General features: G+C 73.4%; 9 protein-coding genes. 4 read left to right on the forward strand and 5 right to left on the reverse strand.

The window, feature by feature from the left end; translation table 11 throughout:
- A complete protein-coding gene (locus ACIBEF_RS03940) occupies positions 1-2,853 on the reverse strand; it encodes a BTAD domain-containing putative transcriptional regulator (protein WP_396790959.1) in 2,853 nt (950 codons plus the stop codon).
- A gap of 50 nt (positions 2,854-2,903) precedes the next feature.
- Entirely contained in the window at positions 2,904-4,874 is a 1,971-nt protein-coding gene (locus tag ACIBEF_RS03945) for a potassium channel family protein (RefSeq protein WP_396790961.1), read from the reverse strand.
- 95 nt (positions 4,875-4,969) lie between these two features.
- Here ACIBEF_RS03945 and ACIBEF_RS03950 point away from each other — a divergent pair, with 95 nt between their 5' ends.
- The 4 genes from ACIBEF_RS03950 (at position 4,970) to ACIBEF_RS03965 (ending at position 8,968) form a co-directional block, all read left to right on the forward strand.
- The gene (locus ACIBEF_RS03950) at positions 4,970-5,458 is read left to right on the forward strand and encodes an MSMEG_6728 family protein (protein WP_396790963.1); all 489 of its coding nucleotides are present in this window, start codon (positions 4,970-4,972) and stop codon (positions 5,456-5,458) included.
- A 24-nt stretch (positions 5,459-5,482) separates the two neighbouring features.
- Positions 5,483-7,036: an FAD-dependent oxidoreductase gene (locus ACIBEF_RS03955; protein WP_396790965.1), complete on the forward strand. Its 1,554-nt coding sequence runs from the start codon at positions 5,483-5,485 to the stop codon at positions 7,034-7,036.
- Between the two features lie 67 nt (positions 7,037-7,103).
- On the forward strand, positions 7,104-8,312 hold the full coding sequence (locus tag ACIBEF_RS03960; protein WP_396790967.1) for a hypothetical protein: 1,209 nt from the start codon (positions 7,104-7,106) through the stop codon (positions 8,310-8,312).
- Positions 8,313-8,524: 212 nt separating this feature from the next.
- On the forward strand, positions 8,525-8,968 hold the full coding sequence (locus tag ACIBEF_RS03965; RefSeq protein ID WP_396790969.1) for an HNH endonuclease: 444 nt from the start codon (positions 8,525-8,527) through the stop codon (positions 8,966-8,968).
- Between the two features lie 70 nt (positions 8,969-9,038).
- Here the strand turns inward: ACIBEF_RS03965 and ACIBEF_RS03970 are convergent, their stop codons facing one another.
- From ACIBEF_RS03970 to ACIBEF_RS03980, 3 genes are all read right to left on the reverse strand, one after another.
- The gene (locus ACIBEF_RS03970; RefSeq protein WP_396790971.1) at positions 9,039-10,628 is read right to left on the reverse strand and encodes a protein kinase; all 1,590 of its coding nucleotides are present in this window, start codon (positions 10,626-10,628) and stop codon (positions 9,039-9,041) included.
- Between the two features lie 78 nt (positions 10,629-10,706).
- Entirely contained in the window at positions 10,707-11,222 is a 516-nt protein-coding gene (locus ACIBEF_RS03975) for a hypothetical protein (protein WP_396790973.1), read from the reverse strand.
- Positions 11,223-11,353: 131 nt separating this feature from the next.
- On the reverse strand, positions 11,354-12,121 hold the full coding sequence (locus tag ACIBEF_RS03980) for an enoyl-CoA hydratase/isomerase family protein (RefSeq protein WP_396790975.1): 768 nt from the start codon (positions 12,119-12,121) through the stop codon (positions 11,354-11,356).
- Between the last annotated feature and the right edge of the window lie 35 nt (positions 12,122-12,156).

The raw sequence follows: 12,156 nt of genomic DNA on the forward strand, positions 1-12,156 counted from the left end.
TCACGCACCGCCCGCTGACGGCGGCGCACCGGCCTTCTCCGCCTCGGTGATCTCCTTCAGGACGAGAACGATCTCCGCGCGGGCGGCCTCGCCGACGTACCAGCCGGTGAGCCCACCGGCCAACGCCTCCTCGCAGAACCGCCTCGCGGCGGCCAGGTCCCCGCGTACCCGGGCCACCTGGGCGAGACCGAGCCGGGCACTGGCCACGAACTCGGGCGCGCCGCTGCGCCGCGCGAGGAGCAGCGCACCGGCGAAGTCGTCGTGCGCCGCCGCGAGGTCACCGGCGCGCAGCCTTATCTCGCCCCGGGTACGCAGCATGTCGGCCTGGTCGACAGCCGACCCGAGTGCCTCGACCAACCCCATGGCCTCGTCCATGTGGGCGCCAGCGGTCTCCGCATCGCCCTGCCAGGCGGCCAGTTCGCCGAGCGCACCGAGCGTGATCATGGTGCCCCACCGGTCCCCGGTGCCGCGGAAGCCGTCGAGCGCTGTGGTCAGCGCCATCCTGGCCCGGTCCCGCTGGTCGCTCCACATCAGGGCCGCGCCGCCGCCCATCGCGCCGAGGGCGTTGATCCACGGGTCCGAGCCGACCAGCCGCCGCAACTCCCTCATCAGCTCGTCGACATCCTCGGCGCCGCCGGACGGCGGCCCGGTCGAGATCCCCGACAGGTACAGCAGGAACGGTTGTCGGGGCGCCCGGTCGAGGCTGCGGATCACCGACGACTGCGTCCCGACGGTCGGCAGGTGGCCGACGCCTGCGAGTGAGGCGTTGTAGACGCAGAGGGCGAACTCCTCAGCCATCCCCGGTGACGCCTCGGTGCCGAGCAGTTCGAGGACGTCCGCGGCGAGCCGCGCCCCTTCCCCGCGCATGCCGCGCAGCCACCAGTAGAACGACAGGGCCGCGACCATTCCGGCCGCGTCGGACGCGTCGCCGGCCGCGGTGGCCCGACGCAACGCCGCGTGCAGGTTGTCCCGTTCGGCGTCCAGCAGTCGCAGCCAGTGCAGTTGCTCCGCGCACCGGAGGTGGTCGCTGGCGGTCCAGGCGAACTCCAGGAAGTACGCGGTGTGCGCGCGACGCAGTTGGTCGGCCTCGCCGGCCTCGGCGAGACGCTCGGCGCAGAAGGCCCGCACCGTTTCGAGCATCCGGTACCGGCCACCCGTCATCTCCACGAAGGACTTGTCGACCAGACCGGTGAGCGCGTCGACGAACTCGGCGGTGGGCAGGCCACAGACCCGCTCGGCCGCCTCCAGCGTGGCTCCACCGGCGAAGACGGTCAGCCGTCGGGCCACGTGGCGTTCGGCGTCGTCGAGCAGATCCCAACTCCACTCGACCACGGCCCGCAGGGTGCGGTGTCGCGGCGACGCGGCCCGGTTGCCCGTCGACAACAGCCGGAACCGGTCGTCGAGACGGGCGGCCACCTCGGCGACGGGCAACGCCCGCAGCCGCGCGGCGGCCAACTCGATCGCCAGCGGCAGGCCGTCCAGGCTGCGGCAGATCCGCAGCACCACCTCGACGTTGGCCGGCGTGACGGTGAAGTCGGGCGCGACGTCGGCGGCCCGTTGGGCGAAGAGACCAACCGCCGCGTAGTCGTCGGCGTCCGGCGCGGACGCCCCGAGCGGTGGCAGGCTGAGCCCGGACAGCGGGCACAGCGCCTCACCGGCCAACCCCAGCGGCTCCCGACTGGTGGCCAGGACGCGCAACGCCGGGCACGCGCTCAGCAGCCGGGCCGCCAGCCGGGCCGCGTCGACGAGGACGTGCTCGCAGTTGTCGAGCACCAGCAGCAGCCGCCGCTCGGCCAGCGCCTCGACCAACCGGTCGGTGGTCTGCCAGCCCGGTTCGGCCGGTGCACGCAGGCCCGCGTCACGCAGGCCGAGCGCGCTCAGCACCGCCTGCGGAACATCAGAACCGTCGGCCAGCCCGGCCAGCTCGACGAAACGGACCTCCCCGTCGACCCGGCTCGCGGCCTCGATCGCCAGGCGCGTCTTGCCCGCGCCCCCGGGACCGGTGAGGGTGACCAGCCGCCGCTCTCCGAGCAGGTCGCCGACGCGCTTGAGCTCCTCCTCGCGCCCGACGAAGGTGGTGAGTTGACTCGGCAGCACCGGTTCGGCCGATCCGCGTTCCGCCCCGCGCAGCACCGCCAGGTGAACGGCGGCCAGCTCCGCCGACGGGTCGACGCCGAGCTGCTCGGCCAGCGTGTGCCGGGCGTCCTCGAACTCGGCCAGCGCCTCCGCCGGCCGACCCAGTGCCGCCAGGGCACGCATGAGCTGGCCCCGCGAGCGCTCCCGCAGGGGATGCGCGACGACCACCTCCCGCAGCTCCGCGATCAGGGCGCTCGGTGCGCCCAACGCCAGGTCCGCCTCGACCCGATCCTCGATGGCGGCCAACCGCAGCTCGTCCAGCCGGGCGGCCTGGGCGGGCACGCCGGCTGCGTCGATGGCATCGGCCAGGGCGGGACCACGCCACAGCTCCAGCGCCTCGCGCAGCACCGCCGCCGCGCGGGGCCAGTCGCCGTCGACGAGCGCGCGGCGTCCCGCCTCGGCGAGCCGTTCGAAGCGGTACGCGTCGACGTCGTCGGGATCCACCGCCAGGCGGTAACCGGCCGGGTGGAACTCGACCGGGTCGTGCCCGGCGGGCAGGGCCTGGCGCAGTCGCGACACCTGGGATTGAAGCGCGTTCGCCGCACCTCGGGGCGGGTGCTCGCCGTATAAGCCGTCGATCAGTCGGTCGGCGGAGACGACCCGACCCGCGTCGAGCAGGAGGAGCGCCAGCAGGGCGCGCAGCCGAGGCCCGCCCACGGGCACCTCTCGCCCGTCGGCCAGCACGACCTGGGTCGGACCCAGGATGCGGAAACGCATGCCATGGATTGTCGCTCAGTGCCGGCCGGTTCCGGCTGCGTCGGGTGCTGTCAGCTCACCTCGCCGACCCCGTCATGCCGGCGGGTCAGCTCACGTTCGTCGGGTTGGACACCGTTGGTCGTCGCGGGCACATCGCCACTCGGAGGGACGGGATGTGCCGCGCCGACCCCCGGGCCCGTCTGCCCCGGCACGGAGGGAGACGCCGTCGCTGGGGTGTGCACTCCGCCGTGGACCGACCCGCCAGGTCGGGTGACCGGCTCCGGGTGGGTTGGCGGGGCGCACTGGCGCGTCAGCCAGTCCAGCCCGCGCCGCCGGGCGACGACGGTCAGCCGATCGCCGGCGAAGATCACCTGGCGGGGGTCGAGGTCCTTCCACCAGATGGTCCTGGCGCCGCCGGCCGGGGTGCGGGCGATCAACCGGACCTGCCCGTCCCGGTTGACCGCGTCCAGCGGTCGACCGTCCAACTCGGAGCCGGCAGCGACCGGCACCTCGGCGACCGGGAGCGCGTGCCGGTCGACCGGGATGGTGCTGATCACGGCGCGTTCGGTGAGCGCCCCGATGAAGGCCGGGGCGGCCAGGTAGGAGACCGAGCGGGACACCCCGAGCGCGAAGGTCTCCTCCACCCGTTCGGCGAAGTCACCGTCGAAGAGCCGCAGCACCACCCGCAGGTCGGCGCGGAGGTCGCGGGCGGCGAGGGCCGCTTCCAGGTTGGCCACGTCGTCGGTGGACGCCACCACCAGCGCCTGACAGTCGGCCACCGAGGCGGAGGCGAGTGTCTCCGGCAACGCGGCGTCGCCGACAATCAGCGGCACCTCCAGTTGGCGGGCCAGGGCGGCACCGCGCGGCTCCGGATCCTTGTCGATGGCCACCACCTCGACGTCGTACTCGCGTAGCTGCGCCATCACCCGGGTGCCGACGTTGCCCAGACCGATCACCACCACGTGCCCGACCCGCGCGGGTTGCAGGCGGCCGGTGTGCAGGGCCAGTCGGGCGTTGACGATGCCGTCCACCACGACGGCGGTGATCAGTGGGATCAGCGCCAACCCGGCCAGGTTGAGCACCACCTGCATGATCTGCGCGTCCGCCGCCTTGGCAGTGTCCGGGTCGGCCCCGCTGAGCGTGGTGACCAGCGTCAGGTACAGCGCCTCCAACGGCGACACGTCCTCGGCGCGGGAGATCAGGGCCCCGAGCACAGCGATCACCGCGAGCACCAGCATCACCGCGATGCCGATCTTGCGGGTGGCGAAGCCGCGTACCGCTCCCAGCACCACAGTGACCGGGCGACGCCGGCGGCGGGCCCGGACCAGCCGACGGGCGGCGACCTCGGTGCCCGGCGGCTGACCGGTCGCCTCGGCCAGCACCAGGTCGGCCCCGGCCTGCTCGGCCGGCAGCAGCTCCACCCCCCGCGCCTCGCTCAGGTGCGCCAACGCGCAGACCACGTCCTGCGGTCGGACGTCGGCCCGACGCGCCACCCGCAGCGTCTTGTCCCGATGTTGGAAGGAACTCGGGTCGACCTCGTTGAGCGCGGCGGCCACGAAGGCCGGCGCGGCCATCTCGGCGTCGGAGAGCACCTCGACCGGGGCCTTGAGCAGCTTGCGCACACCGTCGGCGAGGGTGCCGTTGAACATCCGCAGCACCTGGCGGACCCGCTGGTCGACGGCCTGGGCGCAGAGCGCGGCGTGCAGGTTGCCCACGTCGTCCTGGTGCAACAGGGCCAGCCCGGTCGCGCCGGCCAGACCGGCGGCCTCGAAGGTGGCCACATCCAGCCGGTCCGAGCGGACCACCCGGACCCCGCGCAGCCCGGCCACGTCCGGCCCGTTGCTGCGGTAACGCTCCGGCACCACGACTGTCACCCGGGCCCCACCGACCGGCAGCTCGGATTCGAGCATCGCCCGGGCCACGTAGTAGGCGAGCGCGTCCCTGCCACAGATCACGTAGTGCGGGCGCGGATCACCGACGGACCGCACTCGCCAGTTCCACTCGACCGCCCGTCGCGCCCGGTCCCGCCACGGCTCCGCCATGCCCGGATCGTAATCAGCACTGCCACCCTGGGCGACCCCGTCCGGATCATTCCGCGGCCAGGTATGTCCGCCCCGGCGACGGGTAGAGCAGCGGCATGCAGACGTTCCTCCCGTACCCGGGCTTCCTGGCCAGCGCCCGCACGCTGGACCAGAAGCGGCTCGGCAAGCAGCGGGTGGAGGCCATCCAGGTGCTGCGCGGGCTCACCCGACCCGGGTACGGCTGGCGCAACCACCCGGCCGTGAAGATGTGGGCCGGGTACGAGGAGGCGCTCGTCCGCTACGGGCTGGACATGTGCGCGGTCTGGACCGAACCGGGGCGGGCCGACACCTGCGCCACCACCATGACCGTCGACCTCGCCGACGCCTGCGGGGCGGGCGTCGTACGCACCCAGGACGAGCTGGCCCGGGCGGGTGAGCTGCCACCGTGGCTGGGCCGCGACGACCTGCACCTCAGTCACCGCTCGTCGCTGCTGCGCAAGGACCCGGCGCACTACCGCCCGCTGTTCGGCGACGACGTGCCGGAGAACCTGGAGTACGTCTGGCCGGCCTCCGACCGTCCCCGCCGTTGCTTGCCAGCCGACTGAGCCGAGGTGGGGCAGACTGGGCCCATGGCGCTGTCGCAAGTGGTAGGTCGGCTGATCGGCGTACGGCAGCACCAGGTGGACCCGGGCGGCGGTGGCGCCGACCGGGTGCCGCGACCGACCACGGCGCTGGTGGTGGGTGGCGGCATCGCCGGGATGTCGGCGGCGGTGGTGTTGGCCGAGCGGGGTGTGGCGGTCACGGTGCTGGAGGCGGCACCCACCCTCGGTGGTCGGCTGGGTGCCTGGCCGGAGGCGCTCGCCGACGGCAGCCAGCAGAACGAGCACGGCTTCCACGCGTTCTTCCGGCAGTACTACAACTGGCGGTCCATCCTTCGCCGGATCGACAATGACCTGGGTTTCCTCAAGCCGATTCCGGGCTACCCGATTCTCAGCGAGCAGTGGCCGACCGAGGAGTTCGGCAGGTTGCCGCCCGCGCCACCGGCGAACCTGCTGGCGCTGCTGCTGCGCAGCCCCAGCCTGCGCCTGGCCGACCTGCGACTGATGGACCGGGACGCGGCGCTGCCGCTGCTCAGCTATGACCCGGTGCGCACCTACGCGGACCTGGACGACACCACAGCCGACGAGTTGCTGGCGTCGCTGCGGCTGCCGGACCGGGCTCGGGCGATGCTGTTCGAGGTCTTCTCGCACTCGTTCTTCAACCATGAGGCGGAGATGTCGGCCGCCGAGATGGTCGCCCAGTTCCACTTCTATCTGCTCGGCAACCCGGAGGGGCTGGCCTTCGACTGCCCCGACGAGGACTACGCCACGGCGATCTGGGAGCCGCTGACCCGGCACGTGGAGAAGCACGGCGGCCGGGTCCTCACCGGCTGCGCCGCCACCGGGGTGCACCGCGACGCCGAGGGGTGGCGGGTGACGACCACCGACGGCGGCAGCCATCCGGCGGGTCACGTCGTGCTCGCCGTCGACCCGCCTGCGCTCGCCGCGCTGGTGGCGGCCTCTCCGGACCTGGCCGAGCAGGCACCCGAGCTGGCGGCACGGATGCCGGCCTTCGGCACCCCCGGCCCGCCGTACGCGGTGGCGCGGTACTGGTGTGACGGGGACGTGTCCGCCGAACGGGCGGTGTTCAGCGGCGTGTCCCGGCAGCCCACTCTGGACTCGGTGACGCTCTACCACCGGCTGGAGAACGAGTCGCGGCGCTGGGCGCAGCAGACCGGCGGCTCCGTCGTCGAGCTGCACGCGTACGCCTGCGAGCCTGGCGTGCCGGCCGATGAGCTGGCCGAGCGGATGCGCCGCGAGCTGGTCGCGCTCTGGCCGGAGGCCGGCGACCTGCGGGTTCGCGAGCTGCGGGCCCGGGTGGAGGCGCAGGCGCCGGCTTTCACGCCGGGCAGCCACGCGTGGCGACCGGGGGTACGCACCGACGCGATCGGCCTCTACCTGGCGGGCGACGGCATCGCCACGGACTTCCCGAGCGCGTTGATGGAACGCTCGGCCGCGACCGGGATCATCGCCGCGAACCACATCCTGCGCGCCGAGGGTGGCGCGGCCGAGCCGGTGCGCTCGATCCGACCGCGCGGCCTGCTGGCCGGCCGCACGAAGCCAAATCGACAAAACATGACATAAGCCACGCCACGCTGCCGTACGCTCGAATGATCAACCGTCGATCGGCCGGGCGGGAGGGCAGCGGGAGATGTCACCACTGCACCGCGCCGGCGCGGAGAACGGCTCGTCGACGGACGAGATCGGCCGCGACGACGCGTACCCGCTGATCCGCGACGAGCGCGCCTGCATCGTCACCGCGCTCCGGCTGGGCTGGTGGATGGCGGACGCCTACCACCACGGGCAGCACGCGGAGCCCAACGCCTTCGTCGAGGCCCGCCCGGCCGTACCGCCGGCCAAACTCTCCAACCTCACCGAGATGTCCGCCCACCGTCGGATGCGGATGTACCTCGACGGGGTGGACGTCGCCCTGGCCCAGATCGCCGACCTCACCCGGCACACCGGGCCGGTACCCGACACGTCGGCCGCCCGAGCCCTGCTCCCCGACCTGGGCCAGCCCGACCCCGCCGACCCGGTGCCGCTGCTGCTCGCCCTCGACGACCTCAACGTGGAGGTGCTGCGCTGGGCGATGGCCGCCAACCACCGGGTCGGGCTCGCCTACCGACTGGGCCGGTCAGTGGCCGACACCGTCCGGGCCGGCGACGTCACGCAGTTGCTGCGGCAGTTCGGCGGCCGGCAGGTCCAGATCAGCCGGTGGCTGGACGAGTTGGCCAGCGTGCTGCCGCCGTACTCGGCCGCTGTGGTGCGCCGCTCGCTGGCCGCCTGGGCGAGCGCCGTCGACCGCGCCGGCCACGGGGACCCGACCGAGCCGACGCCCGCCACGCTGAGCCGGGCGCTGCGCGGCCAAGGTGACCTCTGGCGTGACGTGCTCACCGGCGGCCTGCACCCGCGCGACCTGCTCGACGAGGAGGACTACGCGGTGATCGCCCGGAACCTGATCATCCGAGACCGGCGACTGGTGGCGCAGGCGGCCCGAGGCATCTTCTGGCCGGTGCTCGTACCCCTGCTGCTCGTGCTCTTCGCGGTGGTCGGGGTGAGTGCCGCCGCGGCCGCCGGCTCACCGACCACCCGGGCCACAGTGGCCCTGGTGGGTCTCGGCGCAGGGCTGGCCGCGATCTGGCGGTCGGTCTCCGGGCCCGCGCTGTCCGTCGCCGGTGAGGTCAACCGACCGCTGCTGGACAGCGAACTCACCACACGGATGGCTCTGCGGCTGAACCGACCGCTGACCACCGCCCAGGTCTCGGCCAGAGCGGTTCCCCGCACCCGCCGCCAGCGGCGTCCCGACGGGGCCGGCCGATCGAAATACGTTGCCCGTGTCTCCCGGGTCGACCTACCGTGAGCGCGCAAGGTCAACCACTACCGCGGGAGCAGCTCATGACGATGTGGCACATCAGCATCGTGCTGTCGACGCTGCCCGGTGACGGTTACCGAGCGGAAGGTCCCCGGGCGGGCCGGCCCGACTGACGCGTGTCCTGACGCGCTGAGCCGCCCCGTCCGACAGCCGGACCGGGCGGCTTCCTGCTGTCCGTCACCATCTGGAAAGGAGTCCCGGTGGATGCCGTCCTCGTCATCAACGCCGACCTCGGCCCGCTGCACCGGGTCACCGTCCAACACGCCGTCCGCATGCTCTGCCACCGGGTGGCCGAGATCCACGAGGCCGAGCCGGACCGGGTGATCGGGGTCTTCCCGATGCCCCGGGTGGTGCGGCTGGTCCGCTTCGTCGTCACCCGGTGGAGGTTCAACTCCGGGCCGGCCTGGTCGCGGGCCGGTGTGCTGCGCCGCGACGACAGGTGCTGCGCGTACTGCGGCGGCCCGGCCTCCACCATCGACCACATCCTGCCCCGCTCGCGCGGCGGCCGGAACACCTGGCGGAACACCACCGCCGCCTGCTACGCCTGCAACCAGCGCAAGGGGGACCGGACGCCGGCGGAGGCGGGCATGCCGCTGCGCCGGGAGCCGGTGAACCCGGGCTGGGCGGCGTTGGCTGGGCGGTGACGGACCGGCCGGCGGGAACGGGGGGCCGCGTCCCGGGTACGACCCGGGCGCGGCACCCGCCGGCCCCCGATCAGGCGGCGCGTTCCTTGACCTTCGGCCTCAACTGGCCGTTGGGGCACTGAACCCTGATCTCGCTGCGGTGCTCCGGGGAGGTCAGCTCGACCACGATCTGCTTTGCCGGCCCCGGGTCGTACCCCTCGGCTCGGAAACCGGGTGCGGGCGCCACGCTGAGCACCTCGACCGACTTCCCCACGCAGCGGGCGGTGACCGTCCCGCCGAGCGCGTCGACCGGTACGCCGACGCCAGGTGTCGGGGTCGGCGCGGCCGGGGGCGGTCCGGCGGTGGTGGTCGTCGGGCCCGGGACCGCTGTCACGCCCGGACCGGCCGGAGAGCTGGTCCGGGTGGCGGGCGAGCCTCTCCTGGTCGTCGGTACGACGGCCGGTCCGGCATCGGCCGCGTCGGTCGGGTCCTCGGTGCGCGGCATCCCCACCGTGGTGGTGCCGGGGCCGCTGCCGGTCGGCGCGGCGCTCTGTCCCTGTCGATTGCTGAAGTCACCGAGCGACCCGGCGAGCGCCACGGCGGCGATCACGGCTCCGCCGACGGTCAGAATGGCTCGCCCCCGACGCCACGGCCCGCGCCTCATCCGCACCGCCGAATCACCCGTCGTTCCGGCACCCGCCGGCCTGGCTCTGGTCGGCCCGATGCTGGTCTGCTCGGTGCCGGCCTGCTCGGTGCCGGCCTGCTCGGTGCTGGTCTGTTCGGTGCTGGTCTGTTCGGTGCTGGCAGGGCTGGTCTGCTTGGCGACGTCGGCCGCCGGTTGGGCGGCGACGGCAGCTGCCTCGGGGGCGGCCCCGCTGGCAGCGGCGAGCAGTATGCGGGCCGCGTCGGTGGCCGGTGGCCGATCGGCGGGGTCGGCGGCCAGGCACCAGCGGTAGAGGCGGTGCACCTCGGGCGGCACGCCGTCGAGGGCGGGCAGCGGGTCCGGTTCGACGGGCGTGTGCGCGCGGACCATCCGGGTCTGCGCCTCGGCGGGCCACGGCAACCGGCCGGTGAGCACCCGGTACAGCAGCAGGCCGAGGGCGTACACGTCGCTGGCCGGCCGCACCTCGCCAGCCTGCAACCGCTCCGGCGCCAGGTACGCCGGCGTGCCCATCAGCCGTCCCTCAAAGTCGATCTCCGGCGCGCCGGCGGCTGCCGCGATGCCGAAGTCGAGCACCTTCGCACCGGTCGGCGTGAGCATCACGTTGGCCGGCTTGATGTCGCGGTGCACCAATCCCTGGTCGTGCGCTGCGGCGAGCGCCGAAGCCACCTCGGCACACACCCGCAGACCGGCGCGCGGGGGCAACGGCCCGACCACCAACCGGCGCTCCAGGGTGTGACCGCCGAGCAATTCCATCACCACGAACGGGACCTCGGCACCGTCCACCACCGACTCGCCGTAGTCGTAGACGCTGGTGACGTGCGGGTGCGACAGCCGGGCCGCGGCCTTGGCCTCGCCCCGGATCCGCTGCCGGGCGTTGGTGTCCGCGGCGACCAGCACCTTCACCGCCACGTCGCGTTCGAGCACCTCGTCGTACGCCCGATGCACCGCCGACATGCCGCCACTGCCGAGGCGCTCGAGGAGCCGGTAGCGGCCCGCAAGCAACTGATCACGCTGCACGACGGACAGCCTGCCGTACCGGCCTGAGTCCGGGATACCCGGGATCGAGGTGTTGCGATGGGTGGGAGCGGGTTGCGGCTACCGTCCGCGCAGATCCGGATGGGCGCGCAGGAACGCCTCGCCCCGGCGGGCGTTTCGGACGACCGACACGATCAGCACCGCCCAGATCACCAGCAGCAACCCACCGATCACCGCGAAGAATGGTGCGAACGCGAGGAACGCCTGACCGACGCTCGTCATCGCCAACCCGGCGACCAGCAGCACGAACCAGCGCTGGCCGGCGAACTGTCGGGCGGTCTCGACGAGGAGGGCCGGGTCTTCGTCCGCCTCGGGCTTGCCGTGTCGAACCTGGCGCGCCAGCCGTCGGCGATGCGACCAACTCAGCGCCAACAATGGCGACCGCCGGGCGGCCCGGTAGCGGCCGGTGCGTACGGCCCGGACGACTGCGGCCACCTCGACGATGACTCCGAGGATCACCAGGACGAGTCCCAGGTTGCTGGCCCAGCCCGGCGGGTCACCGTCGAAGATGCCGGTGTTCTGGCCACCCATCGCGACACCGACCGCGAGCGCGCCGACCACGGCGGGCAGCAGCACGAAACCGAGTATCAGACGAAGTCGACGGTCGTTCCGGTCCGGATTCATCGCTGTCGCGTCCATAGTGGTCCCCCGATCACCGTGTGGAGCGGGATCTACCCATCGACGGCGGCGGCCGAAACCCTGCCGGGTCAGGCGTCGGTCGGTGGCTGCCAGGCGAAGCGGGGCGTACGCCGCTCGGTCACCGCCGCGACCCCTTCCCGGGCCTCGCCGGTCGTCGTCACCTTCCGGTGCCACCAGGCGATCCGGGCGGGCTCGGCGCGATTGTCGATGATCTCCTTGGCGGCGGCGATGCTCAGCGGAGACCGCAGGGCGATCGTCGCGGTCAGCTCGTCCACCCGCGCGGCGAGCCGGTCGGCTGGCAGCACCTCGTCGACCAGGCCGATCCGCAGGGCGCGCTCGGCGTCGACCAGTTCGGCGGTGAACAGGAGGTGCTTGGCGGCGGACGGGCCGACGAGCCGGGCCAGCCGGCGTGTCGTCGGCGCCGGATAGACAAGCCCGAGCCGGGCCGGCGGTACGCCGAAACGGGCGTCGTCCGCGGCGATCCGCAGGTCGCAGGCAACTGCGAGCTGTGCCCCACCGCCGACGCAGGCACCCCGGATGGCCGCGATCGTCGGCTTGGCGAACCGGGCCAGCCGTTCCTCGGCGGCGACCGCGATGCTGGCGTCACCGGCGTCCAGCAACTCGGCCAGGTCACCGAGGTCCGCACCCGCGCAGAAGGCATCGCCTGCGCCGGTGAGCACCAACGCCCGTACGTCGGGGTCGGGCTCCAGCCGGTCGAGCAGTTCGGGGAGCTGACGCCACATGGCCGCGGTCATGGCGTTGCGCCGGGCCGGGTTGCTGATGACGACGGTGGCGACCGGCCCGGTCACCTCGACTGTCAACTCCGCGTCCGACACGTATGCCCCTTCCCAGCGTCACCTGTGCGGCGCCG

It is taken from the genome of Micromonospora sp. NPDC050795 (genome assembly GCF_044456785.1).
GTDB lineage: Bacteria > Actinomycetota > Actinomycetes > Mycobacteriales > Micromonosporaceae > Micromonospora.

Bases quoted from the DNA above. Each gene is read 5' to 3' on its own strand.
- ACIBEF_RS03955 (WP_396790965.1), top strand. From the start codon at position 5,483: ATGGCGCTGTCGCAAGTGGTAGGTCGGCTGATCGGCGTACGGCAGCAC.
- ACIBEF_RS03960 (WP_396790967.1), top strand. From the start codon at position 7,104: ATGTCACCACTGCACCGCGCCGGCGCGGAGAACGGCTCGTCGACGGAC.
- ACIBEF_RS03945 (WP_396790961.1), bottom strand. From the start codon at position 4,874: ATGGCGGAGCCGTGGCGGGACCGGGCGCGACGGGCGGTCGAGTGGAAC.
- ACIBEF_RS03950 (WP_396790963.1), top strand. From the start codon at position 4,970: ATGCAGACGTTCCTCCCGTACCCGGGCTTCCTGGCCAGCGCCCGCACG.
- ACIBEF_RS03940 (WP_396790959.1), bottom strand. From the start codon at position 2,853: ATGCGTTTCCGCATCCTGGGTCCGACCCAGGTCGTGCTGGCCGACGGG.